General features: G+C 69.8%; 22 protein-coding genes. 3 read left to right on the top strand and 19 right to left on the bottom strand.

The window, feature by feature from the left end; translation table 11 throughout:
- Positions 1-977 (bottom strand): S53 family peptidase (locus tag GRC12_RS03020; protein ID WP_308286463.1); only part of this gene is annotated, 977 nt, incomplete at its 3' end.
- A gap of 574 nt (positions 978-1551) precedes the next feature.
- On the opposite strand from GRC12_RS03020, the gene GRC12_RS03015 reads away from it, so the two are divergent.
- Positions 1552-3816, top strand: a complete 2265-nt coding sequence (locus tag GRC12_RS03015) for a M4 family metallopeptidase (RefSeq protein ID WP_208777068.1) — start codon at positions 1552-1554, stop codon at positions 3814-3816.
- Positions 3817-3902: 86 nt separating this feature from the next.
- Here GRC12_RS03015 and GRC12_RS03010 read toward each other — a convergent pair whose 3' ends face one another.
- Positions 3903-4544 (bottom strand): hypothetical protein, encoded by a 642-nt coding sequence (locus GRC12_RS03010; RefSeq protein WP_208777066.1) that lies wholly within the window; start codon positions 4542-4544, stop codon positions 3903-3905.
- A gap of 242 nt (positions 4545-4786) precedes the next feature.
- Between GRC12_RS03010 and GRC12_RS03005 the strand changes: the two genes are divergently transcribed.
- Positions 4787-5596 (top strand): SDR family NAD(P)-dependent oxidoreductase, encoded by an 810-nt coding sequence (locus GRC12_RS03005; RefSeq protein ID WP_208777064.1) that lies wholly within the window; start codon positions 4787-4789, stop codon positions 5594-5596.
- A 58-nt stretch (positions 5597-5654) separates the two neighbouring features.
- On the opposite strand, the gene GRC12_RS03000 is transcribed toward GRC12_RS03005, so the two are convergent.
- From GRC12_RS03000 to GRC12_RS02985, 4 genes are all read right to left on the bottom strand, one after another.
- Positions 5655-6929, bottom strand: coding sequence for a cytochrome P450 (locus tag GRC12_RS03000; protein ID WP_208777061.1), 1275 nt, complete (start codon positions 6927-6929; stop codon positions 5655-5657).
- Between the two features lie 84 nt (positions 6930-7013).
- Complete coding sequence (locus GRC12_RS02995) at positions 7014-7733, bottom strand: beta-glucanase (protein WP_308286462.1); 720 nt, start codon at positions 7731-7733, stop codon at positions 7014-7016.
- Positions 7734-8032: 299 nt separating this feature from the next.
- Positions 8033-8821 carry a DeoR/GlpR family DNA-binding transcription regulator gene (locus GRC12_RS02990; RefSeq protein ID WP_208777059.1) on the bottom strand — a complete coding sequence of 263 codons (789 nt, stop codon included), beginning with the start codon at positions 8819-8821 and terminating at the stop codon, positions 8033-8035.
- Positions 8822-8960: 139 nt separating this feature from the next.
- Positions 8961-9698 carry a FadR/GntR family transcriptional regulator gene (locus GRC12_RS02985; RefSeq protein ID WP_208777056.1) on the bottom strand — a complete coding sequence of 246 codons (738 nt, stop codon included), beginning with the start codon at positions 9696-9698 and terminating at the stop codon, positions 8961-8963.
- Positions 9699-10078: 380 nt separating this feature from the next.
- Between GRC12_RS02985 and GRC12_RS02980 the strand changes: the two genes are divergently transcribed.
- Complete coding sequence (locus GRC12_RS02980) at positions 10079-12310, top strand: alpha-L-fucosidase (protein ID WP_208777054.1); 2232 nt, start codon at positions 10079-10081, stop codon at positions 12308-12310.
- Positions 12311-12406: 96 nt separating this feature from the next.
- On the opposite strand, the gene GRC12_RS02975 is transcribed toward GRC12_RS02980, so the two are convergent.
- The 13 genes from GRC12_RS02975 to GRC12_RS02915 all read right to left on the bottom strand — a co-directional run bounded on the left by GRC12_RS02975 (position 12407) and on the right by GRC12_RS02915 (position 25948).
- Positions 12407-13126, bottom strand: coding sequence for a FadR/GntR family transcriptional regulator (locus GRC12_RS02975; RefSeq protein ID WP_208777052.1), 720 nt, complete (start codon positions 13124-13126; stop codon positions 12407-12409).
- 2 nt (positions 13127-13128) lie between these two features.
- Entirely contained in the window at positions 13129-14127 is a 999-nt protein-coding gene (locus GRC12_RS02970) for an aldo/keto reductase (protein WP_208777050.1), read from the bottom strand.
- A gap of 22 nt (positions 14128-14149) precedes the next feature.
- The gene (locus GRC12_RS02965) at positions 14150-15187 is read right to left on the bottom strand and encodes a sugar kinase (RefSeq protein ID WP_208777049.1); all 1038 of its coding nucleotides are present in this window, start codon (positions 15185-15187) and stop codon (positions 14150-14152) included.
- Positions 15184-15813: a bifunctional 4-hydroxy-2-oxoglutarate aldolase/2-dehydro-3-deoxy-phosphogluconate aldolase gene (locus GRC12_RS02960; RefSeq protein WP_244371946.1), complete on the bottom strand. Its 630-nt coding sequence runs from the start codon at positions 15811-15813 to the stop codon at positions 15184-15186. Before GRC12_RS02960 ends, GRC12_RS02965 begins: the two co-directional genes overlap by 4 nt.
- Positions 15810-16571, bottom strand: a complete 762-nt coding sequence (locus GRC12_RS02955) for an SDR family oxidoreductase (protein WP_208777047.1) — start codon at positions 16569-16571, stop codon at positions 15810-15812. Before GRC12_RS02955 ends, GRC12_RS02960 begins: the two co-directional genes overlap by 4 nt.
- Positions 16568-17611, bottom strand: coding sequence for a zinc-dependent alcohol dehydrogenase (locus tag GRC12_RS02950; RefSeq protein WP_208777046.1), 1044 nt, complete (start codon positions 17609-17611; stop codon positions 16568-16570). The genes GRC12_RS02955 and GRC12_RS02950 overlap by 4 nt, the downstream gene beginning before the upstream one ends.
- Positions 17608-18045 (bottom strand): RbsD/FucU family protein, encoded by a 438-nt coding sequence (locus GRC12_RS02945; RefSeq protein ID WP_208777045.1) that lies wholly within the window; start codon positions 18043-18045, stop codon positions 17608-17610. The genes GRC12_RS02950 and GRC12_RS02945 overlap by 4 nt, the downstream gene beginning before the upstream one ends.
- Before the next feature lie 12 nt (positions 18046-18057).
- Complete coding sequence (locus GRC12_RS02940; RefSeq protein ID WP_208777044.1) at positions 18058-18945, bottom strand: amidohydrolase family protein; 888 nt, start codon at positions 18943-18945, stop codon at positions 18058-18060.
- A complete protein-coding gene (locus tag GRC12_RS02935) occupies positions 18938-20263 on the bottom strand; it encodes an L-fuconate dehydratase (protein ID WP_208777042.1) in 1326 nt (441 codons plus the stop codon). The genes GRC12_RS02940 and GRC12_RS02935 overlap by 8 nt, the downstream gene beginning before the upstream one ends.
- Before the next feature lie 92 nt (positions 20264-20355).
- Positions 20356-21396: an ABC transporter permease gene (locus GRC12_RS02930; RefSeq protein ID WP_133047737.1), complete on the bottom strand. Its 1041-nt coding sequence runs from the start codon at positions 21394-21396 to the stop codon at positions 20356-20358.
- Positions 21389-22954, bottom strand: a complete 1566-nt coding sequence (locus GRC12_RS02925) for a sugar ABC transporter ATP-binding protein (protein ID WP_208777040.1) — start codon at positions 22952-22954, stop codon at positions 21389-21391. The genes GRC12_RS02930 and GRC12_RS02925 overlap by 8 nt, the downstream gene beginning before the upstream one ends.
- Positions 22955-23001: 47 nt before the next feature.
- A complete protein-coding gene (locus GRC12_RS02920) occupies positions 23002-24066 on the bottom strand; it encodes a sugar ABC transporter substrate-binding protein (protein WP_133047739.1) in 1065 nt (354 codons plus the stop codon).
- 508 nt (positions 24067-24574) lie between these two features.
- Positions 24575-25948, bottom strand: coding sequence for a ferredoxin reductase family protein (locus tag GRC12_RS02915; protein ID WP_208777038.1), 1374 nt, complete (start codon positions 25946-25948; stop codon positions 24575-24577).
- Positions 25949-26033 lie beyond the last annotated feature (85 nt).

The following is a 26033-nucleotide window of genomic DNA, read 5'->3' as shown; positions in this document are numbered from 1 at the left end:
GCGTAGGGGTAGGAGGCGGGCAGGGAGCCGGGGCGCGGGGGGCCGGCCAGCGCGTAGGCGGCGGCGACCAGCGGCGAGGAGGCGCTTGTGCCTCCGGCCACGAACCAGTTGCCGGAGGGGTCGTCCTGGTAGCTGTCGTAGATGGCGACGCCGTTGTCGGGGTCGGCGACAGCGGAGACGTCGTTCAGCATCCGGCGTGGACAGCCGGGGTCGGACTGCCAGGAGGGCTTGGGCTCCTGGCTGGAGCAGCCCGAGCCGGTGCCGCCGGTCCAGTTGAGGAAGTCGCCCCAGACGGTTTCGGACCAGCCTCGGCTGCTGGAGTCCCGCAGGAGTGTGGTGCCGCCGACCGCCGTCACGAAGGGCGAGGCAGCGGGGTATTCGGTGCCGTAGTCGTCGTCGCCGGCGGCGGCGGTCACCACGACGCCGGGGTGGCGGAAGTACGCGGTGTCGTCGGCGAGTTCGCTCTGGTCCTCGCCGCCGCCGTAGCTGTTGGACACATATCCCGCGCCCTTGTCGACGGCCATGTTCACGGCCGCACCGAGGTCCTCGATGCTGTTGCTGTCCGACTCCACCAGCAGGATGCGGCAGTTGGGGCAGGCGGCAGAGACCATGTCCAGGTCGAGGGAGATCTCCATGGCCCACTCGTCGTCGGCCTCGGGGAAACCGTCACCGCCTCGTTGGTCGACCTTGGTGAAGCAGCCGGACGCCTCGGTGCACGGCGGGAGCCCGTACTGGGCGCGATAGGCGGAGAGGTCCTCGGCGGCGTTGGGGTCGTCGTAGGCGTCGACCACCGCCACCGTTCGGCCCGCGCCGGCCGTGGCCGAGGGCAGCTTGTAGGCGTTCTGCAGATCGGCCGGGCCGTAGCCGAAGGGCGTGTCCTCGGCGGCCGCCGTCCGCGCTGTCGTGGCCCCGCCCGCCGCCCTCGTCCGGACGAACGCGAGACACGAGACGTGGCCGGGGGCAGGGTTCGGGCACACCCGCATGGACCCGGAGGCCTGTAATCGGGTTGGTGATCCGGTATCCGATTCGGCCTGGTGTGGCGACAACACCGCCGTGACCAGCACCAGTACAAGGAACACGACAGTGCGCACTCCGCGTGCCATGAGCCCCCCTCGGCCTGTCAGCATGGCATGGGCATTGCAACACAATGTCGTCGACGACGAAACCCCGCCCGCCTCCGCCGAGGCGGTCGTATCGACACTGCCGGGCGCCGGTCCGACGGTCCGGTCTGGCCTCGGGTGCCCGTCCTCGCCGTAGCGGCACGCGGGGCGCGCGGCTGAAAACCGGCGTCGTCCCTTCCGATTTGCCAGATCTCCATGACCATTTCCAGCCGTTTGCTTGACCGGCGCATGACAGTATCGGGTCTGCGGTGTCAGCCTTCTGCGGGAAGTTCACCGTTCCTTGACAGATTCACCACGCGGTGAACCCGCAGCACCCCTTCCACCCCCCACCTCCTTCCACCCGCATGCCGTGCAGCCTCCAGACCGGCGTCCTCTGCCGCTCCGTGCCGCCCGCGGTCCACCACGGGCCGTCATATCGAAGGAGAACCCGTTGTCCCTGCAAGACCGGAGCTTTGCTCGGCGTAAACGCGCCGCCCTCGCTCTCACCTCCCTGGGGTCCCTGCTCGCCCTGGCCCTCCCCGGCCTCGCCACCGCCGCCCCGGCGGACCCGGGCCCCGCGAGGATCACCGCCAAGCCCCGCGCCGGTGCCCTGCCGGCATCCCTGACGCCCGCCCGCCGCGCCGCTCTGCTGAAGACCGCCCGGTCCGCGGCAGCCGACACGGCACGGCACATAGGCCTCGGCGCCAAGGAGAAGCTTCGCGTCAAGGACGTCATCAAGGACGCCGACGGCACCACGCACACCCGTTACGAGCGCACCTACGCCGGCCTGCCCGTCCTCGGCGGCGATCTCGTCGTGCACGACAACAGCGGTCGTATCACGGTCACCAAGGCGAGCCGGGCGGCCCTCACCGTGCCCTCGCTCAGCCCGAGGATCCGTTCGGCCGTCGCCGCCGACAAGGCCGAGACGGCCTCCGAGCACGCCCGGGTCAAGGGCTCGAAGATCGAGCACGAGCCGCGCCTGGTGATCTGGGCGGGCTCCGGAAAGCCCGTCCTGGCCTGGGAGAGCGTCGTCACCGGCGTGCAACGGGACGGCACCCCCAGCGAGTTGCAGGTCGTCACCGACGCCACCACCGGAAAACAGCTCCTGGCCGACGAGAAGGTGGACACCGGTACCGGCACCGGCGAGTACGTCGGCACGGTCCCGCTGGGCACGACCCAGTCGGGATCGACGTACCAGCTCACCGACCCCGATCGCGCGGGGCACAAGACGTACGACCTCAACCAGGGCACGTCGGGCACCGGCACCCTCTTCACGGACGACAACGATGTCTGGGGCGACGGCCTGCCGACGAACCGTCAGACCGCGGGCGTCGACGTGGCGTTCGGTGCCGCGGCCACCTGGGACTACTACAAGAACACGTACGGCCGCAACGGGATCCGCAACGACGGTGTCGCCGCCTACAGCCGCGCCCACTACGGAAACAACTACGTCAACGCTTTCTGGCAGGACTCCTGCTTCTGCATGACGTACGGCGACGGAGAGGGCAACACCCACCCGCTGACCGCGCTGGACGTCGCGGCCCACGAGATGAGCCACGGTGTCACCGCGGCCACCGCGGGCCTGAACTACTCGGGTGAGTCCGGCGGCCTCAACGAGGCGACCTCCGACATCTTCGCCGCCGCCGTGGAGTTCTACGAGAACCTCCCGGCCGATCCCGCCGACTACCTGGTCGGCGAGAAGATCGACATCAACGGCGACGGCACCCCGCTGCGGTACATGGACAAGCCCTCCAAGGACGGGGCCTCCGCCGACAGTTGGAGCCCCTCCCTCGGCGGCCTGGACGTCCACTACTCCTCGGGCCCCGCCAACCACTTCTTCTACCTGCTCTCCGAAGGCAGCGGCGCCAAGACCGTCAACGGCGTCTCCTACGACAGTCCGACCTACGACGGTCAGCCGGTCACAGGCATCGGCATCCAGAACGCCGCCGCCATCTGGTACCGCGCCCTGACGACATACATGACCTCGACCACCGACTACGCCGGCGCCCGCACCGCCACCCTGTCAGCCGCCGCCGACCTCTACGGCGCCTACAGCCCGACCTACCTCGCCGTCGCCGACGCCTGGGCGGCGATCAACGTCGGCAACCGCATCGCCCTCGGAGTCAACCTCGCCCCGATCGCCGACCAGACCAGCGGTATCGGCCAGGCGGTCAGCCTCCAACTGGACGCCTACACCACCAACTCCGGAGCCGCTCTGACCTATGAGGCCACCGGGCTGCCCGACGGCCTGAGCATCAGCCCCAGCGGTCTCATCACCGGCACGCCGACCACCCTCGGCACCGGCGACGTCACCGTCAAGGTCACCGACAGCACGGGTGCGTCCGTCTCGAAGACCTTCAGCTGGCGGATCGCCTACGTCTACGCCAACTCCACCCGCGTGGACATCCCGGACAACGGACCCGCCGTGGAGTCACCGGTGACCATCACCGGCCGCGAAGGCAACGCCTCCGCGACCACCTCCGTCTACGTCAACATCGTCCACACCTACCGCGGTGACCTGACCGTCGACCTGGTCGGCCCCAGCGGCACCGTCTACTCCCTGCTCAACCGCAGCGGCGGCTCCGCGGACAACGTCGACCAGACCTTCACCGTCGACGCCTCCGCGCAGCCGCTCAACGGGACCTGGAAGCTGCGCGTGCAGGACCGGGCATCCATCGACGTCGGGTACATCGCCCGCTGGCAGCTGACGCCCTGACCCATGAACGACACCCCGCTGCCCGGACCCGCCGGTCCGGGCAGCGGCACGCAGACATGCGGGGGAGCTGAAGCTCCACGGAGTCGTCAGACAGGCTGTTCCGACTCGGCTTCGTCCTTCGGGTCGGGCTGGGTGGCCTCGGGTGTGGCGTAGAAGACCGAGCGGCCCTGCTTGGTGCGCTGTGCCTGGTTCTTGGCCACGAGTCCTTCGAGGGTGAGGCGCACGATCTTGGTCTTGATCTCCCGGTCGGGGTGCTGCTGTTCGAGTTCGGTGGAGATCTCGGCGGCGGAGCGAGGCTCGTGCTGGGCGGCCAGGTGGTCGCGGACCAGGTCGACGAGTTTGGGCACGGCCCGCGGCCCGGCCGACGAGGCGGCGGTGCTCCGCTTACGGGCCTGCTTGCCGGCCGGCGCGGCCGACTTGCCGGCTGACTTGTCGGTCCGCCTCTGCTTGCCCGGGCGTGATGCGGGCGCGGGTGCCCTCTTGCGGGGCGCGGGCACTGCTGGGGCTGTTTCGGGCTCCGATTGTGCGGGGGCGCTGGGAAGTCCGAGAGCCTGCCGGACATTCACCAGGATTGTGTGGTCGTGCTGGAGGGCGGCCAACTGCTCCTGAAGTGCCTCGATTTCCTCGCGGACACGGGTTTGTTCCTTGAGGTTGCGCTCCAGGTCGCCGGCTACCTGTGCTCCGTACTGTGTCGTCAACTCGGTTGTCACAGCGTTGGTTTCGGACATGGTCCTCACTCCTTTTCCCGGTTGCCTCGGCCGCCGATCGGCAGGCGTGCAGCATGTGCGGTGTCCCATGCACACGCTGCACGGCCTGGTGACGCGTGATTCGCGTGGTTGCTGCCGCACAGCTGTGTTGTAGCGATGGTACGGAAGGAATGAGCATTGTTCTCCATCACATGTCTGAAAGCCAGCAGGGGAGAGGCCTGGCCGATCTGGTTGCCACCGGTCGAGTGGGTTACTCGGCCCGTATGACTGACATACGACCCCTTGCCCTGGTCACGGGCGCATCCAGCGGAATCGGCCTCGAACTGGCACGACAGTTCGCGCTGCACGGCTACGACCTCGTGGTGAACGCCGAAGACGAACGGCTGGATTCCGCAGCGCGGGCTCTGCGGGAGACGGGCGCGGAAGTCCGCGCGGTGCGCGCCGATCTGAGGGCCGCCGAGGGCCGGTACCTGCTGCTGGACGCGCTGGACGGGCTGACGCTGGACGTCGTCGTCCTCAATGCGGGGGTCGGCCAGGGCGGCGCGTTCGTGGACACCGATCTCACCGACGACCAGGAGGTCATCGATCTCAACGTCACCGCCACCGTGCGGCTGGCCAAGCCACTGCTTCGGGCCATGGTGAAGCGCGGCGCGGGACGGATCGCGTTCACCTCGTCCGTCGCGTCGACGATGCCCGGTGCCTTCCAGCCGGTGTACAACGCGTCCAAGTCGTTCGTGCAGTCCTTCGCCCAGGCGTTGGCGGAGGAGGTGAAGGACACCGGTGTGACGGTCACCTCGTTCATGCCGGGCCCCACGGACACGGACTTCTTCCGCAGGGCGGGCATGGCGGACGACACCCGGATCGGCACCATGAAGAAGGACGATCCCGCCACGGTGGCCGAGCAGGCGTTCGAGGCGATCGTTGAGGGCGAGAAGAAGACCGTGGCGGGCTCGCTGAAGACGAAGGCGCAGGAACTGGCGGGGAAGGTGCTGCCCGACGGGGTCAAGGCCGCGGCGCACCGGCGGATGGCGGAACCCGGAACCGGCAAGGACCCCGAGCAGCCGACGGAATGACGTGAGAGCGGCCGTCTTCGCGTACCGCCGGGCACCGAACGGAGAAAAACGCCAGGTGTCACACGGTCGTCAGCGTGTGCGCGCTCGGCACCCGCACGTCCTGTACCACGAAGCCACTGCGCACGCGCGCCGGGATGCGCCGCAGGGAGATCCTCAGGTCCTGGTCCGGGACGGTGAATTCAAGATCGGCCAGGCGGAGCGCGAGCGCTTCGAGCAGGCCGATGGTAAGGCCCTCCCCGGGGCAGCGGTGACCGCTGCGCGGCTCGCCACCGCCCTGTGGGATCAGTTCGTCACGCTCGACCGGGTGCTCGAGGAACCGCTCCGGGCGGAAGACGTACGGGTCGCTCCACAACTTCTCGTCGTGGTTCTGGCCGAAGACATCGAGCAGCACCATCCCGCCGGCCGGTACCGAGACGTCCCGCCAGGCCAGGTCACGGACGGCGAGGCCGCCGAGGTAGGGCACGAACGGGTAGAAGCGGCGCACCTCGTGCACGAACGCGGCGGTGTAGGCGGTGTCGCCGCCACGCAGCCGTTCGCGCTGGTTCGGCTGCAGGTGCAGCGCGTGCGCCGTGTAGGCGATGAACCAGCAGACGGCGACGGTGGGGCGGATGACGTTCAGGAGCTCGACGGCGGCCGTGTGCGGGTGCAGGGGCTCGCCGTCGGCCTCATGGTGCTCGCACACCGCGGCGAGCACTGACCCGTCAGGGGCGGTGACCGTGCCGGAGCGCACGTCGTCGACCAGGCGGGCGAACCGCTGCTCCTGCCTGGTCCGTGCCCGCCGCGCCCGCCAGTGCCGGGGCCCTGCGGTGGCGAAGCCGTCGACCATGGCGACGAGGTCGCGCGCGAGATGTTCCGTGTCTTGCGTGGTGCCCTCGTCGAGCGGAACGCCCGCCCAGCGGAACACGCCGCGCGTGAGCACCACGCTCGCGGCGTCGAACAGCACGGTCTGTTCGGCCCCGCTCCATTCACGTACGGCCTCGTCCCACGCGGCGGTCACATGTTCGGCAAGGCCGGCGATCCGGTCGGGGTGGAGCAGCGGCAGGAAGAGTTCCTTGCGGGCCCGGTGGGCGTCGCCGTCGAGGGTGTGGACGGCGTCGTGGCCGAACAAGGTGCTCAGCACAGGCTCCGGCAGCGCGCCGCCGCGACGCACATTGTCCTCGTCGTAGAAGAACCGCACCGCTTCGGGTCCTCGTAGGACAAGCGCGGGTTTGCCCATGACCCGGGTGCGGGTCACGCCGTCGGGGCGGTCGCGCAGCAGGCCGGGCAGCCACGTGTAGCCCTTGGCGAGAGCTGGCAGCGAACGGTCGATCAAGGGTGAGGTCGGCATCTCCATGCCCACCGGGTGCCCACGCCCGGGGCCGGGACACGTGCGGCCGCCACGCACGCCCTGCCCTGCGGAGCCGACGTCGATCGCTGATCAGGACTCGGCACCTGCCTCCCACTGGCTACGGGCGTCCGGGACTGCCGGGTGCGGCACCGAGGGCATCGAGGGGCGGTGCACGGTGAGGGTCTCGACGCGGAAGGACAGTTCGGTCGCTGTCGGGTCGGGAGGCGGATGGTAACGGCCCGCGCAGACAGAGAGGTTGACGATCAGGTAGGCGTGCCAGCGAGCGCCCACGCCCCGTCCGTCGGCGAAGACCTGCGTCCCGTCGAGCGACCACACCACATCCCGGCGACCGAACGTGACCTGCAGTTCGATGGTCGCGCCGGGACGCACCGCCGGACTTCGGAGATACTTCTGCCCTTGCCGGACGTGGTTGGAGAGTTCCAGGAGGTCGGGGTTGTCGGGGTGGTACTCGAAGACGTCGACCTCGTTGCCTCCGTCCCGCCAGGTCCAGATCGCCGGCCACGCACCCAGCCCGGTGGGCAGACAGACCCTGGCCCTGAGCTGGTCGCCGGTGCGCACGGTGAAGCCTTCCTCGCTTCCCTCGGTGGTGAGCAGACCGGTGTTCCACCAGCCGTCGGTTCGGCGGGTGGCGCGGAACGTTCCCGTGCGGGAGTAGGCCGGGTCCGACGTGAGGTAGTCCAGCTTGTTGTCGCCAGGGTTGGTCGGGCCACCGTCGGGATAGGCCCAGGAACGCCCCGCGACCCACTGGCGTTCCGAGGTGAAGTCGGCTGTGAAGACAACATCGCTCACGAGCGGGCTCCGTGGTGGTCGAAAGCGGTGCGGGATCGTCCGAGTGCTGCCCGTGCGGGGCCCTGGCCACTCGGTTGTCACCGGACCGGGCTTCCTCTTCGTCCTCCTGAGGGAACGGCTTGTGCGGTGGGGTCGAACGCGTGGATGAGACGCGAATGCGGGAGCCCTTCTTGATGCCTGGTTGTGGGTGTGCGGTGGCCGCACCGAAGGCGTGCCGGTGCCCACCGTCGTCCGGGTGACGTCGTCCCGGGAGCGCGCGTCGGTGAGCCACCGCGCTGGTCACGATCGCGCCCGTGGTGTCAGGCGCGGATGACCTCGACGCCGGCCGCCGTGAACGACTCGGTCAGCTCGTCCGAGGCGGCCTTGTCGGTCACCAGGACGTCGATGTCCTCCACCGGACAGATGCGGGCGAAGGCCCGCCGGTCCAGCTTGGAGGCGTCGGCGACCGCGACGACCTGCTGCGCCCGGCGGGCCAGCGCCCGGTTGATGCTGGCCTCACCCTCGTGGTGGGCGGTCGCCCCGTGGGCCACGTCGATGGCATCCACCCCGATGAAGACCTGATCCAGCGCGATCTCCGCGAGCAGTTCGGTGGCCAGCGGCCCGATCAACTCATAGGACGCCGGCCGGGCCACCCCGCCGGTCACCACGAGCTTCACGTGGCGGCGTACGACCAACTCATTGGCGATGTTCAGCGCGTTGGTCACCACGGTGACCGCCGTCTCCGCACCGCCGGAACTCAGGTCGGCGCGGGTGGCCAGCGCCCGCGCCACCTCGGTGGTCGTGGTGCCGCCGTTCAACCCCACCACGGCGCCGGCCTTCACCAGCCCGGCGGCCGCGTGCGCGATCCGCTCCTTCTCCGGAGCATTGCGCGCGGCCTTGTAGCGCAGCGGCAAGTCGTAGGCGATCGCGTTGATCACGGCTCCGCCGTGCGTGCGGGTGACCATCTGCTGGCGCGCCAGCTCGTCGAGGTCGCGCCTGATCGTCGCGGCGGAGACCTGCAACTCCTCGGCAGCTGCCTCGACTTCGATCCGCCCGTCGCGGGTCAGCATCTCGAGCAGTGCGTTCCAGCGGGCCTGCGGTGCCGCCATGTCTCACAACTCTCTGTCACTGGAGTGCGCCGCGATGTGCGCATCTCCATGAAACAACCGTGCGTGATTGGGTATCTTATGACCTCCAAACGAGCAAAATACTGCACAGGGAACGTCGCCTTCACGGGCGGGCGGACCGTCAGCCCTGCTTCTCCTGCTTCTCCGGCGTCCCGTTCTCCTGTGTGGAACCGGCCGCACGCAGGTGTTCTCGCAGCCAGTGCTCGGTGTTGCTGACGTGGAGCAGGGCCGCTGCCTGGCTCACCGCGGCGTCGCGGGTGAGGAGGGCCTTGTAGATCGCCTCGTGTTCGGCGAGGGTCCGCCCGGAGGACTGGTCGTCCAGCTGGCCCCGCCAGATGCGGGCGCGCAGGGTGCGACCCGAGATGCCTTCGAGCAGGGTCAGCAGGCTTTCGTTGCCGGTGGCGGCCACGACGGCGCGGTGGAAGGCCGCGTCGTGGGCGTTGAGCCGCTCGACGTCGTCGCTCGCCTCCCGCATCGCGTCCAAGTGGCCCTTCACCTCCGCCAGTTGCTCATCGGTGATCCTGGCGGCGGCCAGTCCGGTGGCGAGTGGTTCGAGCAGCCGGCGGACCTCCATGAGATCCAGCAGCGCACCCGTGTCGCTCTGCAGCAGTTCCACCGCACCGCCGAGTCCCTCCAGCAGCAGGCTGGGCTGGAGGCTGGTCACGTACGTGCCGTCGCCGCGCCGTACCTCGAGGACCCGGGCCACGGCCAGTGCCTTGACGGCCTCGCGGGCGAGGTTGCGGGAGAGGCCGAGCTGTGCGGCGAGCTCCGGCTCCGGGGGAAGCTTCGCGCCCGGCGGCAGTGCGCCGGAGCGGATGAGCTCACGGATCTGCCCGATGGCCCTGTCTGTCAGGGACAACGTGAGCTCCTTCCGTGAGTGCGTCCTGCGGTCCGGTACGCCGGTGACCGCGGCGGCGCGTCAGGTGTGGCGCTGATGATACCGGGGAGGTCGTGGGGCTCCGCCGACGCCGTGTGGCTCCGCCTGACGGGGCCTCGCGCGGCGCCGGTGGCGTGACCCCGGAGGCCCCAGACATTGTATGTTTGCCGGTGGGCATATCCTTTCAAAGGTGCTTTTTCGGGAGAAAATCGCAGGTGAGAAGCTGTTTTCATCCCTGCACGCCCGTTGACATGGTGAGGACACATGGCGGACCTTCTTCCGTAACAACCGGCGCAGCGGACGGTGGGCGTCGCGCCGGTCGCACCTCTTCCGTCTGCTTCCGTCCGTCACAGGGATGCCCCATGCCCAGTTCGATCAACAGACGTCAGTTCCTGGCCGGTGCCACCTGTGTGGCCGCGGCAGCCGTCGCAGGGGGAGTGTTCGGCGCCGGCAGTGCGCAGGCCGCTCCCAGCACCTACACAGCCACGTGGAATTCGGTGAACCAGCACCCGCCCGCTCCGGAGTGGTTCCAGGACGCCAAGTTCGGGATCTACTTCCACTGGGGCGTCTTCAGCGTCCCCGCCTACGACAGCGAGTGGTACCCGCGCAACATGTACATCGGCGGGAGCAACGCCAACACACACCACATCGCGACCTACGGCGACCCCTCGGTGTGGCCATACCACGACTTCATCAACGGAGCGAACGACAAGGCAGGCAACTTCACCCAGTTCGCACCCAAACTCAAGTCGGCCGGAGGCAACTTCGACCCCGACGAGTGGGCGCAGCTGTTCGTCGACGCCGGGGCGAGGTTCGCGGGGCCGGTCGCGGAGCACCACGACGGGTACTCCATGTGGGACTCGCAGGTCAACGAGTGGAACTCGGTCGCCAAGGGCCCCAAGCTCGACCTGCTGAAGCTGTTCACCACGGCGATCCGCGCCAAGAACCTCAAACTGCTGGTGGCGATGCACCACGCCTACCACTTCAACGGCTACTACGACCACGTGCCCGCCCAGACCGACCCCAGCCTGAAGAAGCTCTACGGCCAACTGGGTTCCACCGCGGAGAACCAACTCTGGTACGACAAGCTCAAGGAGGTCGTCGACCGGGCCCAACCGGACATCCTCTGGCAGGACTTCGACCTCGACAAGGTCGACGAGACGCAGCGCCTGAACTTCCTGTCGTACTACTACAACCAGGCCAACTCCTGGGGCAAAGAGGTCGTCGCCACCTACAAGGACGGCTTCAACGGCCACGGCGAGGTCTTCGACTACGAGCGCGGCGGCCCCGCCGACCGGACCGCGCCCTACTGGCTCACCGACGACAGCATCTCCAGCTCCAGCTGGTGCTACACCCAGGGCATCGGCTACTACAGCATCCAGCAGATGCTGCACTCCCTGATCGACCGGGTCAGCAAGAACGGCAACATGCTGCTGAACATCGCGCCGATGGCCGACGGCACGATTCCTCAGGGGCAGAAGGACGTTCTGCTCGGCATCGGCGACTACCTCAAGCGCTTCGGGGAGTCGGTGTACGGGACCCGAGCCTGGACGCAGTACGGCGAGGGCCCCACCCGGATGGGCGGAGGCTCGTTCACCGCCCCGCTCGTCGGCACCGCACAGGACATCCGCTTCACCCGCAGCAAGGGCAACACGGTGCTGTACGCCACCGTCCTCGCCTGGCCCGGCAGTTCACTGAAGATCAAGACCCTGAGCTCGGACCGCATCAGCCTCTCCTCGCTCACCTCGGTGAAGCTGCTCGACTCGACGGCCGGCACCTACATCAACCTGGCCGCCCCGACGCAGGACTCCTCCGGGCTGACCGTGACGCTGCCTTCCTCGGCGCCGTACTCCGCGGGCGCCTACGTCCTCAAACTCAGCTTCTCCGGCCCGATCCCCCCGCTGAAGCCGGCGGTGGGTGCCGTGGTCTACCAGGACGTCAACTACTCCGCGAACCACGCGGTGCTCGACCCCGGCACCTACACGGCCGACCAGCTGCAGCTGGCCGGGCTGGACGCCCAGAGCATCTCCTCCCTGAAGCTGGCGGCCGGGAACCAGATCATCGCCTACAGCGGCGACAACTTCACCGGCACGTCCTGGACCTTCACCGCCGACAACCCCGACCTGCGGGTAACCGGCCAGAACGACCAGATCACCTCCCTGAAGGTGCAGTTCAATCCGGCCACCTACTTCCGCATCACCAACGTCACCGACGGCCTGGCCCTGGACAGCGGCGGGAACGTCGCGTCGGGGTCCAACCTGAAGCAGTACACATGGGACGGCAGCCCCAACCTCCAGTGGCAGCTCGTCGAGGTCGGCGGCGGCTACTACAAGCTGGTCAACCGGACCAACGGCATGGTCGCCGACGGCTGGGGCGCCACGTCCAACGGTTCCGCGGCCCGGCAGGCGGCGTGGAGCGGCAGCAACAACCAGCAGTGGACGGTCACGCACCGCGGTGAGGGCATGTGCACCATCGCCAACCGGGCCACCGGCCTCGTCCTGGACGGCGGCGGGAACGTGGCCTCCGGGTCGGTCACCAAGCAGTGGGGCTACGGCAGCAGCACCAACCTCCTGTGGACCTTCACCGCCCAGTGACACGGGCGTGAAGGCGGCGAACCGAGGTGATGCCCGGACGGAGAACCGTCCGGGCATCACCTCGCTCTCCGTCGCGGCGGCGCGGACGCCTTCGTCTCACTCGTCTGATCCCGTCATCGACACTGCCTCCGTGGACTCCAGGTGCTGCCGCAGCCACTGCTCGGTGTTGTTGACGTGCACCAGGGCCGCGGCATGGCACAGCACGGCATCATGTGCGGCCAGGGCGGCGTAGATCGCCTCGTGCTCCGCGAGCGTCCGGGCCGCCGCGCGGGTGTCCACCAGACCACGCCAGATCCGGGCGCGCAGGGTGCGGCCCGAGATGCCCTCCAGCAGGGTGATCAGCGTTTCGTTGCCGGTGACGTCCACGATGGCGCGGTGGAACGCCACATCGTGCGCGTTGAGGCGTTCGACGTCGTCGCGCGCCTCGCGCATGGCGTCCAGATGCCGCTTCACCTCCGCCAGCCCGACGTCCGTCAGCCGGGCGACGGCCAGGGCGGTGGCGGCGGGTTCGAGCAGCCGCCGCACCTCCATGAGGTCCAGTACCGCACCGGGGTCGCCCTGCAGCAGTTCCACCGCTCCGCCGAGGCCCTCGAGCAGCAGGCTCGGCTGCAGGCTGGTGACGTACGTGCCGTCGCCCCGCCTGATCTCCAGCACGCGCGCCATGGACAACGCCTTCACCGCCTCGCGCGCGAGGTTGCGGGAGAGCCCGAGCTGGGCGGCCAGCTCGGGCTCCGGAGGCAGCTTCGCGCCCGGAGGCAGAGCCCCGGAGGCGATGAGTTGGCGGATCTGGGTGATCGCCTTGTCGGTCAGGGACACGGTCAACTCCTCCCGCCGGCCGCGAAAAGGGTCTCGGGGCGGAGGAGCCCTTGGTCACGCAGGTCGTACCAGAGTTCCTGGGCAATCCGCTGGTGGTGCAGCCGCGCGTTGCGCCGGACCTGTCCGGGGTCGCGCATGCCGAGCGTGACGTTGATGACGCTGGGATGCGTGAGGGGGAAGGCGATGGCGGCGGCGGGCAGGGTGGTGCCGTGGGCCTCGCACACGTCGGCGATGGCGCGCGCACGGTCGACGAGCTCGGGCGACGCGGCCTGGTAGTCGTACTTCATGCCTTCGGTGGGGCGGTCGCCGGAGAGCAGGCCGGAGTTGAAGACGCCGACGGCGACGACGCTCTTGCCGTGTTCCGACGCGGCGGGCAGGACGTCGTCGAGGGCGGACTGGTCGAGGAGGGTGTAACGCCCGGCGAGCATCACCAGGTCGGCGGCGGTCTCGCGCAGGAAGCGGGCGAGCATGGCGGACTGGTTCATGCCGGCGCCGATGGCTCCGATCACACCCTGGTCGCGCAGTTCGGCGAGGGCGGGCATGGCTTCGTCGGCGGCCTGGGGCCAGTGGTCGTCGGGGTCGTGGAGGTAGACGATGTCGAGGCGGTCCAGTCCGGTGCGCTCCAGCGTCTCCTCGAGGGAGCGCAGCACGCCGTCGCGGCTGAAGTCCCATTGGCGGCGCAGGTCGTCGCGGACGACGAAGCCCTCGGTGTCGACGCCTGCCGGGTGGTCGTTGGGGACGAGGAGGCGGCCGACCTTGGAGGAGATGACGTACTGCTCACGGGGCCGGTCGCGCAGGGCGGCGCCGAGTCGGCGTTCGGAGAGGCCGAGGCCGTAGTGCGGCGCGGTGTCGTAGTAGCGGATGCCCGCGTCCCAGGCGGTGTCGAGGGCGGCGGCGGCGTCCTCGGCGGTGGTGGTGCGGTAGAGGTTGCCGATGACGGAGGCGCCGAAGCCGAGTTCGGTGACCTCGACGGCGGTGTTGGGGATCTTACGGTGGCGCAAGGGGTGCTCCTGACGGGGTCGTTCAGCGTCGGACGTGAGCCGTGACGCCAGCGAGGAGGGCCTCGACCTCGGCGAGGGTGGCCATCGAGACGTCACCGGGCGTGGTCATGGCCAGGGCGCCGTGGGCGGTGCCGTAGGCGAGGGCGCGTTCCAGGCCGGCACCGGTGAGCAGCCCGTAGATGAGGCCCGCGGCGAAGGCGTCACCGGAGCCGATCCGGTCCAGGACGTGCAGACCGGGCATGTTAGGGCCGCTGACCAGACCGGTCTCGGGTGACCAGGCGAGCGCGGACCAGTCGTTGACCCCGGCCGAGGGCACTTCGCGCAGCGTCGTCGCCAGCACTCTCGCCTGCGGCAACAGGGTCGCGACCGAGGCGAGCGCGTCGGGTACCTCGTCGTGGGTCAACCGCACGGCGCCCGGATGCGGGCCCGCGAGTCCGAGGGCACCCACGACGACGTCGGCGTGCCGGGCCAGGCGCAGGTCGGTCTCGCGGGCCCGTTCGGCGCCACCCCGGCCGTCCCACAGACTGGGCCGGAAGTTGGGGTCGTAGGAGACGGTGACACCGTGCCGACGGGCGGCCGCCATGGCCTCGTCGGCGACGTCGACGGTGGTGTCCGACAGTCCTGCGAAGATCCCGCCCGTGTGGAACCATCGCACCCCGGCCGAGAACACCGCGTCCCAGTCGATGTCTCCCTTGCGCAGGTGGGAGACGGCGGTGTTCGCGCGGTCGCTGACACCCAGCGCCCCGCGGACGCCGAAGCCACGCTCGACGAAGTTCAGGCCGTTGCGGGCCGTGCGCCCCATGCCGTCCGCCGCCACCCAGCGAAGGTGCGAGGTGTCGACGCCGCCCTGGAGGATCAGGTCCTCCACGAGTCGGCCGACTGCGTTGTCGACGAGGGCGGTGACCACGGCGGTGCGCAGTCCGAAGCAGCGGCGCAGTCCGCGTACGACGTTGTACTCGCCGCCGCCCTCCCAGACCTGGAAGCTGCGGGCGGTACGGATCCGGCCCTCACCGGGGTCGAACCGCAGCATCACCTCGCCCAGGGCGATCACATCGGTCACGGTGCCGTCCTCTCCACTGCCTCGGCGGTCAACCGGCGGATCTCGTCGTACGCGCCGCGTCCGAGATGGCCGGGCGTGGCGATCCAGCTGCCGCCCACGGCGAGGACCGACGGGTGGCCGAGGTAGGCGGACAGCTGGTCGGGCCCGATGCCGCCGGTCGGGACGAAGCGCGCCTGCGGGAAGGGGGCGGCCAGGGCGCGGAGCATCGCGGTGCCGCCGAGCGGTTCGGCGGGGAACAGCTTGACCGTGTCGAGGCCCGCCCGCAACGCGCGCATCAACTCGGTCGCCGTCGCCACACCCGGTGCGACCGGTACCCCCAACTCGCCTGCCTTGGCGATGACTTCCTCGTCGAGACCGGGCGAGACGAGGAACCGGGCCCCGGCCGCCACGGCCCGTTCCGCCTGCTCCGCGCCGAGCACGGTCCCGGCGCCGACGGTCAGCGCGCCGTGCGCCGCCATCGCCTTGACGACCTGTTCGGCGTCGGGTGTGCGGAAGGTGACCTCCGCACAGCGGGCGCCGCCCGCCGCGAGCGCCTCGGCCAGGGGGCCGGCACTCGCGACGGACGGGACGGTGAGCACGGGCAGGAGACGCGACCCCGCCAGTACAGCGGCCAGGTCGGTGGTCAACGTCCGAGCCATCCGCCGTCGACGGGCAGGATCGTGCCGTGGATGTAGTCGGCGGCGGGGGAGGCGAGGAAGACGGTGGCGCCGGCGAGGTCGTCGGCGCGGCCCCAGCGTCCGGCGGGGATGCGCTCCAGGATGGCCTTGCTGCGGGACGGGTCGTCCTGGAGGGCCTGGGTGTTGTCGGTGGCGATGTAGCCGGGGGCGATGGCGTTGACGTTGACGCCGTGCGGCGCCCATTCGTTGGCCAGTGCCTTGGTGAGACCGGCGATGCCGTGCTTGGCGGCGGTGTAGCCGGGGACGGTGATGCCGCCCTGGTAGCTGAGCAGGGAGGCGGTGAAGACGACCTTCCCGTGTCCACGCTCCACCATCGCGGCGCCCACGGCCCGGGTGAGCGCGAACTGCGCGGTGAGGTCGACCTGCAGGACCAACTCCCAGTCCGCGTCGCTGTGTTGGGCTGCGGGAGTGCGGCGGATGGTGCCGGCGTTGTTGATGAGGATGTCCACCCGGCGTTCGCGTCCGGCGAGGTTCTCGCCCAGGGCGCGTACGGCCGCGGGGTCGGCGAAGTCGGTGCGGATCGCCTCGAACGAACGCCCGGCGGCGACGACGTCCTTCTCCACCTGGCTCCCGGACTCTTCCAGGTTGGCGCTGACACCGATCACATCCGCACCGGCCTGGGCGAGCGCGCGGGCCATCGCGCGGCCGATGCCGCGTCGGGCTCCGGTGACGACGGCGAGCTTCCCGGTGAGGTCGAAGATGCTCATACGGCGGCTCCCTGGGCCTCGTCGGTGCAGTCCACGAGGATCTTCATCACGTCTCCGCCGCTCTCCAGCGCCTCGAAGGCGGCCGGTGCCTCGGTCATCGGAACGATCTTGGTGATGAGGCGCTGAGCGGGGATGGTGCCGTCGGCGACCAGGTCGACGGCCCGCTCGAAGTCGCCGCGGTCGTACAACCGCGCGCCCACGAGGGTGAGTTCGCGCCAGAAGAAGCGGTGCAGGTTGATCTCGCGGGGCCTTGGGTGGATGGCGACCAGGCACAACCGGCCCCGCACGCCGAGGGCGTCGACGGCCGTGTCCACACCGCCCGCCGCGCCGGAGACCTCGAAGGCGACGTCCGCTCCCGCCTCACCCGTCCACTGCCGGACGAGTTCGGTGATGTCGGCGGCGGCCGGGTCCCAGGTGCTCAGGCCCAACTCCTCGGCCAGCAGCCTGCGGTGGGCGTTGAGTTCGACCACGCGTACCTCGGCGCCGGAGGCGCGGGCGACCAGGGCGATGAGGATGCCGACGGGTCCGCCGCCGACCACGACGACCTTCTCGCCGCTCTTCACCGCAGCCCGGCCCACGTCGTGCACCGCGACCGCGGTCGGTTCGACGAGCGCGGCCCGGTCCAGCGGAAGGGTGGCGGGCAGCCGTATGAGGGTGGAGGCGGGCACCGTCCAGCGCTGCTGCATGGCGCCGGGGGAGTCGATGCCGATGAAGTCCAGGTGCTGGCAGATGTGCTGGTGGCCGGCGCGGCAGGCCGGGCAGGTGCCGTCCCAGCGCAGCGGCATCACGGTCACCGCGTCCCCGGGCCGCCAGCCCTCGACGCCGGGTCCGACGCGGACGATCCTGCCCGCCATCTCGTGTCCCAGTACGGCGGGCGTGGCCACTCGGGCGTCCATGTCACCGTGGAAGATGTGCAGGTCGGTGCCGCAGATGCCGACGTAGGCGGGGGCGAGTTCCACCTCGCCGGGGCCGGGCTCGGAGCCGGCGGCGGGCGCGGTGTCCAGGGTGCGGGCGGAGGTGTAGCGGACGGCGAGAGTCATCGTGGGGTCAGGGTCCCTTCCGCGCGGACGCCGATGGTCAGCAGCAGGTTGGCGTAGGTACGGGTGTCGCCGGTGACGACGGCGAGGGCCAGGTCGGGGGAGCGGGCGGCGTCGTAGAACGCGAAACGGCCGAGGGTGTCGACGGGGACCGGTGCCAGTCGCGAGCGGTACTCGGCGATGGCCGGCGGCTCCGGCTCGCCCTCGGGCGGCACCATCACCCGCGCCGACTCCACGGGCAGGGCGCGCAGCAGCACGTCCAGGACGGTGGTGACGTCGAGGGTGCCGGGTGCCAGGTTGAGGTGGACGGTTCTGGCTCGTTCGCCGACGGCGGTGCTGGCGGGGTAGTGGCCGTCGGCGAGCAGGACTCGGGCGCCGTGCCCTGCTCCGGCCAGTGCTTCGAGGATGCCGGGGTGCAGCAGTTCGGTCAGCAGCACGGTGTCCTCTCCTTATGTGTCGTTCTGGTGGTCGGACAGGCGGTAGAAGGCGGTGGCCGTCTCGCAGAGCACCGCGTGCCTCTCGTGCGGCGAGCAGCCGTCCAGCAGGCGCTCGACGGTGGCAGCCCAGCGGGACCACCCTCCGGCGAGGACACAGACGGGCCAGTCGGAGCCGAACATCAGCCGCTCGGGACCGAACGCGGCCAGGAGGGTGTCCCAGACGGGGCGGATGTCGTCGATCGTCCACGTGCGGTGATCGGCCTCGGTGATCAGCCCCGAGACCTTGCACCGCACCTGGGGGTAGCCCGCCAGCACGCGCACCTGGCGCGCCCAGTCGGACAAAGAGGCCTGGCCGATGGGCGGTTTGCCCGCGTGGTCCAGGACGAGCGGGAGGTCGGGGAAGCGCTGGGCGAGGCGGAGGGCCTGGGGGAACTGGTGACTGCGGATGAGCACGTCGTAGCCGAGGTCCCGGTCCTGGACGGCGCGCAGGCCCCGTTCGACGGACGGCTGCTGCAGCCACTCCGGGGCCGACTCGCCCTGCACCAGGTGGCGCAGGGCCCGTAGGTACCCGCCCCCTGGCCGGGCGCGCAGTTCGTCGAGTACGTCGCCGATGGCGGGGGACGTCAGGTCCGCCCAGCCGACCACCCCGCCGACCAGGGGATCCTGGCCGGCGAGGTCGAGCAGGTCCGCCGTCTCCTCCACGGAGGTCACGCACTGCACGACCACCGTGCTGGTCAGCCGGCGCCCCGCGAGGGGCCGGTCGGCTGCCCGTCGCAGGTCCTCGGTGCCGTGGCTGCGGCGAATCGGCTCGAGACCGGGTTCGTCCAGCCATGGCTGGGGCCGGCGGTCCAGGTCCCACACGTGGTGGTGGGCGTCGACCAGGGCGAGGGGTTCAGACACGGGCGGACCAGACGGGACCGTCGGGGTAGCTGTACTCCTTGAGGGAGGCGGGATGCATCTGGGCGCTCAGTCCGGGCAGCGTCGGCGCGAGGTAGTGGCCGTCGACGATGCGGACCGGGTCCACGAAGTGCTCGTGCAGGTGGTCGACGTACTCGATGACCCGGTCCTCGGTGGTGCCGGAGACGGCGACGTAGTCGAACATCGACAGGTGCTGCACCATCTCGCACAGGCCGACGCCGCCGGCGTGCGGGCAGACCGGCACGCCGAACTTCGCCGCCAGCAGCAGGATGGCGATGTTCTCGTTGACGCCGCCGACGCGGGCGGAGTCGATCTGCACGATGTCGACCGCGCCGGCCTGCAGCAGCTGCTTGAACACGACGCGGTTGGCGACGTGTTCGCCGGTGGCGACCTTGATGGGGGTGAGCGCCTTGCGGACGGCGGCGTGGCCGAGGATGTCGTCGGGGGAGGTGGGCTCCTCGATCCAGTACGGGTCGTAGGGGGCGAGCGCCCGCATCCAGTCGATGGCGGGCTGGACGTCCCATCTCTGGTTGGCGTCGACGGCGATGCGGATGTCCGGGCCGACGGTCTCGCGGGCGACGCGCAGGCGCCGGATGTCGTCCTCCAGGGATGCGCCGACTTTCAGCTTGATCTGCGTGAAGCCGTCCGCGACGGCCTCGCGGGCGAGGCGGGCCAGCTTCTCGTCGGAGTAGCCGAGCCAGCCGGGGGTGGTCGTGTAGGCGGGGTAGCCCTGGTCGAGGAGGTGGGCGATGCGCTGCTCGCGGCCCGGTTCGGCCCGGCGCAGGATGTCGAGCGCTTCTTCGGGAGTGAGGGCATCGGACAGCCAGCGGAAGTCCACCTGGGCGACCAGCTCCTCCGGTGACATCTCGCCCAGGAACCGCCACACGGGCTTGCCCGCGCGCTTGGCGGCCAGGTCCCAGGCGGCGTTGACGACCGCCCCGGTCGCCATGTGGATGGCGCCCTTCTCGGGGCCCAGCCAGCGCAGTTGCGGGTCGTGGACGAGGGAGCGGGAGAACGCGCCGAGGTCGGAGCAGATCTGCTCCACCGACAGGCCGACCACGTGCGGGGCGAGGGTGGCGATGGCGGCGGCCTGGGCGTCGTTGCCGCGTCCGGTGGTGAAGGCCAGGGCGTGGCCCTCCAGTCCGTCGCCCGCGTCGGTGCGCAGGATCACGTAGGCGGCGGAGTAGTCCGGCTCGGGGTTCATGGCGTCCGAGCCGTCGAGATGTTCGGAGGTGGGGAACCGCACGTCCAGGACGTCCAGGGCGGTGATGCGGGCGGATGCGGGAACGGGGGAGGACATGGCGGCAACTCCTGTGAGGGGCAAGGGAGACGGGCCCCCTTGCGACGAGACGTGAACGCGGCGGAGGTCGGGCGGCCGACGGGCCGCCCGGGTCACTCCTGGACCTTGCCGCCGGTGATGCGGGAGATGGCGAGGGCGACCAGGATGATCAGGCCGTTGAGGGCGCCGATCCACTGGGCCGGGACACCGGCCAGCGTCAGCACGTTCTGGATCATGAAGAGCAGCAGGATGCCGCAGAACGCGCCGAACATGGTGCCCTTGCCGCCGTTGAGGCTGATGCCTCCGATGACGGCGGCGGCGAAGACGGTGAAGATGTAGCCGTTGCCCTGCGCGGAGGCGACCGAGGCAAGACGTCCGGAGAGCATCAGCCCGGCGAGGGCGGCGAGCACGCTGCCGGTGACGATGACGATCCACAGCACCCGGTCGGTACGGATGCCGGCCGCCTTCGCGGCGTCGACGTTGCCGCCGATGGCGTACAGCGAGCGGCCGAAGCTGGTCCAGCCGAGCACCACGATCGCGACGGCGAACAGGGCCAGGCAGATCCAGATGGAGGCGGGCATGCCGAACCATTCGGCGGTTCCGGCGTAGAGCATCGACTGCGGAAGCTGGAAGAAGGTCTGGCCGCCGGAGATGCCGGTGAGGATGCCGCGCAGCACGATCAGCATGCCGAGCGTGACGATGAAGCCGTTGAGGCCGAAGCGGATGATCAGCAGCGAGTTGATCACGCCGACGAGCGCCCCCACGGCGAGGGTGATGGGGACCGCCCAGGCGCCGGGGAGCAGACCGAGTCCGTGTCCGGCGCCGGCCGGGACGACCAGCCAGGCCGCGACGCCGGGCGCCAGGCCCATCGTGGACTCCAGGGAGAGGTCCATCTTCTTGACGATCAGGATCATCGTCTGCGCGAGGACCAGCAGGGCCATCTCGGACATGGTCTGCAGGACGTTGATGAGGTTGTCGGCCTGCAGGAAGACCGGGTTGACGATCTGGCCCACGATCGCGATGACGACGATCGCGGGGACGAGCGCCAGATCGCGCAGCCGGGCCAGCGGGATCCGGCCGCCGAGCAGCGCGGTGCGCTTGTGCCCGGGGTCGACGGACTGGGCGGCGGCGTCCGCGAGGACGGTTTCAGGCATTGAGGTCCACTCCTTCCATCGCGGCCACGAGGTCGTGGTCGTGCCAGCCGCGGGGTATCTCGGTCGTGACCCGGCCCTGGAACATCACCAGGATCCGGTCGCACATGCGCAGGTCGTCGAGTTCGTCGGAGGCGATGAGCACGCCGGTGCCGGACTCGGCGGTCTCCTCGACCTTGCCGAGGAGGAACTCCTTGGAGCGCACGTCCACGCCGGCGGTCGGGTTGATCAGGACCAGCAGGCGGGGGTCGTCGGCCAGGGCGCGTGCCATGACGACCTTCTGCTGGTTGCCGCCCGAGAGGGCGGAGACGGGCAGCTCGGGTCCCGGGGTCTTGATCGCCAGGTTCTCGATCAGGCCCTCGGCGAGCCGGTCCCGGCGGCCCCGGCTGAGGAAGCCGTTCTTCCCCAGCCGCTTGGGCACGGACAGGGTGGCGTTGTCGGCGATCGACATGTCCGGCACGAATCCCTGGTGGTGCCGGTCCTGCGGGACGAACCCGGCGCCTGCGGCGAGCGCGGCGGGCACGCTGCCCGGCCGGGGCCGGCGTCCGGCGATCTCCAGCTCCCCGGTGGCCGCGGCCCGCAGTCCTACGACGGTCTCGGCGACCTCCGTCCGTCCGCTGGCGGCCGCACCCGCGAGGCCGACGATCTCACCGGCGCCCACCTGGAAGGTGACGTCGGTGTAGGTGTCGTCGCTGCCCAGGGCGTGTACGGACAGCGCGGGAGCGGCACTCTCGTCCAGACTGCCGGCGCGCTCCTGCCGCCGGTCGGCCGCGGCCTCACCGGTCATGGCGGCGACCAGCTCTGCGCGGGGGAGTTCGGCGACCGGCGCGGTCACGATGTGCCGGGCATCGCGGAACACCGTCACCATGTCGCAGATCTCGTAGACCTCCTGGAGGTGGTGACTGATGAACAGGAAGGTGACGCCCTGGCGTTGCAGGTCGCGGATGCGGTCGAAGAGCCGGTTGATGGCCGCCGCGTCGAGCTGCGCGGTGGGCTCGTCGAGGATGATGAACCGCGCCCCGAAGGACAGCGCCCGGGCGATCTCGACGAACTGCCGCTGCTCCACGCTGAGTTCACCGGCCGGGGATTGCGGATCGACGTCCACCGACCAGGCTGACAGCAGCTCCCGCGCCCGGTGGCGGACGCCGGTCCAGCTGATCAGCCGGTTGCGGCCGTGGTGATGGCGGTTCAGGAAGAGGTTCTCGGCGACGGTCAGCGTGGGGATGATCGTCGACTTCTGGTAGACGCAGGCCACGCGCCGGCGCCAGGCGTCGCGGTCGCTCAGCCGTGGTGCCGGGTCGCCGCCGAAGGTGACCGTGCCCTCGTCGGGGGCCTGCAGGCCCGTCAGGACGGACACGAGGGTCGACTTGCCGGCCCCGTTGCGGCCGACGAGCGCGTGGGTCTCGCCGGGCCTGATGGTGATCCGGGCTCCGTTGAGGGCCACGGTCGGACCGAATCGTTTGACTATGCCCGCCGCCTCGACGACGGGCGGGGCCGCGGGGGCCCGCCCGTCGTCCGCCGGTGCGGGCGCGGGGGTGACAGTACGCTCCCCGTCGCTCATCTCAACCGCCTTGTACTGGATAGCCGTTGGGTCCCTGGGAAGGCAGGTCAGCCGAGGTTGTTGCCCCACAGCGAGGTGTCGTCGCTCTTGACGCTGGCCACACCGCCGTAGGTGCCGCCGTCGGCGGTGACCAGGGGAGCGGAGAGCTGGTCCTCCAGCAGACCGTCACGGACCTTGATGATCGTGCTGTCGTGGTCGGTCTTGCCCGGCTTGAACGTCTTCCCGTCGATCGCGGCCTTCAGGTAGTACAGGGCGTACTTGGCGTACAGGTCGGCGGGCTGGGAGACGGTGGCGTCGATCTTGCCCGCGGCGATGTCCTTGAGCTCCTCGGGGATTCCGTCGTTGGACACGATGAAGACGTGCTTCTTGTCCTTCGGACCCACCAGCAGGTTCTTCTGCTTGAGCACCTGCAGCGTGCCGGACAGGCCGAAACTGGACTCCATGTAGACGCCCTTGATGTCCGGGTTGGCGGTCAGGTCCGTCTGGAGCTTCTGCGCCGCGACCGCGCCGTCCCAGTTCGTGGCCTCGCCGAACACCTTGATGCCGGGGTAGTTCTTCTTCATGCAGTCGTTGAACGCCTCGGTGCGGTCACGGCCGTTGATCGAGTCGAGGCCGCCCTCCAGCATGACGACCTTGCCCTTGCCGCCGAGCTTCGTGCCGAGGAACTGGCAGGCCTTCTCGCCGTAGGCGCGGTTGTCGGCCCGTACCACCATGAACACCTTGCCGCTGTCGGGACGGGTGTCGACGGTGACGACGGGGATCTTCTTCGCCTCCAGCTGAGCCAGGGTCGGCGCGATCGCCGCGGTGTCCTGCGGAGCCATCGCGATGCCCTTGACGCCCTGGCTGATGAACGTCTGCGCGTTGGCGGTGAGCTTGGCGACGTCGTTCTGGGAGTTCGTGGTCTTGAGGGACAGGCCGAGCTGCTTGCCGAAATCGGGCGTGTACTTGATGTACGAGTTCCAGAAGTCGGTGTCGGACCGCGGGTAGTCGACGCCCACGAGCGGCTTGTCGCTCGACGAGGCGGAGGTGCCGGAGCCGCCGCTGCACGCGCTGAGCAGCGTCAGTGCGCAGACGACGGACGCGGTGGAGCTGAGTGCGGTTCTGAGTCTCATGGGTACTTCCTCGCGCTGGTCCCGAAGGCGGGGTTGTTACGCCGGTGCGACGATTGGGTGTCGCTGGTGGAGAGATGGGATGTTTATAGGGTCGTAGCGACGGGGTTGTCTAGGGGTAGGACGAAAGCGGGAGGAGATTTGCGGAAGACGCAAGGTGAGAGGGAGGCAACATGGGATGTCGCTACCAGATCCATCCCATCAATGTTCCCCATCTGTGATGGGATGTCTCTTGCGTCGAGATCGTGACCGATGAGTTTCGCTGCGAACCCGGGTCATCACCAGGAGACGGCGCCGGCTGGCCGGCGCTACGGGTTGGGCGAGCCCGTCGTCGCCGGCGACGTCAGGCTGTATCGCGTCGAACCCGCTGTGGGATTCGCTTTCGGCAAGCTGCCGACGTCCAGCGAGACCCGCTACGCATGGCCGCGCCGGTGACGATCACGCCCTCACTGAACCGCGAAACGGGCGAGGCATCCTCACCGCGCGTGGAGCCGCTGCCATGAACGCATCGTCAGGCCAGGCCGAACCGCTCCGCGTGCACCTGCCGTCGGGAGACCCCCAGCGCGCGCAGCGCACTGAGGACGGTCGACGTCATCGCCGGCGGCCCGCAGACGTACACGTCGCGTTCGGCAACGTCCGGGACGAGGGCCCGCAGACCGTCCGGCTCGATGGGCGAGGCCCCCTCGTCCCGCCGGCCGGTGAGCAGGTGCAGCCGTCCGCCGTGGCGGGCCACCAGCGTACGCACCTCGTCGACCAGGACCGCGTCACTCTCACTGCGCACGCGGTACAGCACGACGACATCACCGGCCGAATCCTCCTCCAGCAGCGCGCGGATGGGCGTGATCCCGACGCCTCCGGCGATCAGCAACGCACCGGACCGCGTTCGGTGCAGTGACGTGAACGCCCCGTACGGGCCCTCGACGAAGGCGCGGCTGCCGACCTCGAGGTGCCGCAGTCCGGCGCTGGTGCTGCCGAGCGCCTTGGCGGTCAGCCGCAGCGTCTGGCCGTCGGGCGCTGCCGACAGGGAGAACGGATTGGCCAGCCACCAGGGGTTGTGCCCGGGAAACCGCCAGATGCAGAACTGCCCGGCACGGACCGGCAGTCTGTCGAGACGGCGGCCGGTGATGTGCACCGAAACCACGTTGTCGGACTCCTCCACCACCGCGGCGACCTCGAAGCGGTGATAGACGTTGCGCCACACAGGCATGACGACCCGCCCCGCGATCAGGGCACCGAAGGCGAACAGCCACAAGGCCCACCAGTAGATCTCCGCGAACGCGGAGGACTTGAACGTCGTGGTCTCCCGCAACTCGTGCACGAACGCCAGCCCCAACGCCACGTACAGCAGCAGGTGCAGGCCGTGCCAGACCTCGTAGGGCAGCCGCCGTCTCACGTAGCGGGCGGAGACCACGGCGATCACCACGACGATCGCCGCCGCGCACATCCCCAGCAGGGAGGCCGGCACGTCGGCCAGCGAGGAGAAGGTCTTCGGTATCGAGGTGCCACTCAGTTTCGCGAAGCCGAGTATCACCAGGACGGCGTGGGCGAGGATGGTCCACAGCAGGGTGAAGCCGACCCATCGGTGCCACAGCGTCAACCGGTCCATGCCGACGCGGCGGTCGAGCCACGGCAGCCGTGCCACCAGCAGCAGCTGGAACAGCATGAGTACGGCGGCGTGCAGGCCGAAGAACCTGGCGACCGTGAGCACTCCGTTCTGACCGCCGGTCCCTGCCGTGAGGAAGAGTCCCTCGACGATCACCAAGTTGACGACGACGAAGGTCCACAGCGCACCACGCGCCGCAACGACCGGAGATGTGGTGCTTCGCCGCACCTGCGTATGTGTCGCTTCCACCGAGTCCTCTTCATGTCCTGGTGACGTGTGCATGCTTGAGCCCCGTCCACCGGCAGCCGGGGGACGTCGCCGGGCACGCTGACTGATTAGGCTCTTAACCACAAGGCGTCACAGGGCA

The sequence above is a fragment of the Streptomyces griseorubiginosus genome, assembly GCF_017614965.1.
In the GTDB taxonomy this organism is placed as follows: domain Bacteria; phylum Actinomycetota; class Actinomycetes; order Streptomycetales; family Streptomycetaceae; genus Streptomyces; species Streptomyces griseorubiginosus_B.
The sequence above is the reverse complement of the archived record's forward strand: the minus strand, read 5'-3'. Positions and strand labels throughout refer to the sequence as shown.

Excerpts from the sequence above, each read along its gene's own strand:
- GRC12_RS03010 (WP_208777066.1), bottom strand. The coding sequence starts at position 4,544 with ATGTCCGAAACCAACGCTGTGACAACCGAGTTGACGACACAGTACGGA.
- GRC12_RS02950 (WP_208777046.1), bottom strand. The coding sequence starts at position 17,611 with ATGACTCTCGCCGTCCGCTACACCTCCGCCCGCACCCTGGACACCGCG.
- GRC12_RS03005 (WP_208777064.1), top strand. The coding sequence starts at position 4,787 with ATGACTGACATACGACCCCTTGCCCTGGTCACGGGCGCATCCAGCGGA.
- GRC12_RS02980 (WP_208777054.1), top strand. The coding sequence starts at position 10,079 with ATGCCCAGTTCGATCAACAGACGTCAGTTCCTGGCCGGTGCCACCTGT.
- GRC12_RS02955 (WP_208777047.1), bottom strand. The coding sequence starts at position 16,571 with ATGAGCATCTTCGACCTCACCGGGAAGCTCGCCGTCGTCACCGGAGCC.
- GRC12_RS02930 (WP_133047737.1), bottom strand. The coding sequence starts at position 21,396 with ATGCCTGAAACCGTCCTCGCGGACGCCGCCGCCCAGTCCGTCGACCCC.
- GRC12_RS02920 (WP_133047739.1), bottom strand. The coding sequence starts at position 24,066 with ATGAGACTCAGAACCGCACTCAGCTCCACCGCGTCCGTCGTCTGCGCA.
- GRC12_RS02925 (WP_208777040.1), bottom strand. The coding sequence starts at position 22,954 with ATGAGCGACGGGGAGCGTACTGTCACCCCCGCGCCCGCACCGGCGGAC.
- GRC12_RS02915 (WP_208777038.1), bottom strand. The coding sequence starts at position 25,948 with ATGCACACGTCACCAGGACATGAAGAGGACTCGGTGGAAGCGACACAT.
- GRC12_RS03000 (WP_208777061.1), bottom strand. The coding sequence starts at position 6,929 with ATGGAGATGCCGACCTCACCCTTGATCGACCGTTCGCTGCCAGCTCTC.
- GRC12_RS02990 (WP_208777059.1), bottom strand. The coding sequence starts at position 8,821 with ATGGCGGCACCGCAGGCCCGCTGGAACGCACTGCTCGAGATGCTGACC.
- GRC12_RS02935 (WP_208777042.1), bottom strand. The coding sequence starts at position 20,263 with ATGTCCTCCCCCGTTCCCGCATCCGCCCGCATCACCGCCCTGGACGTC.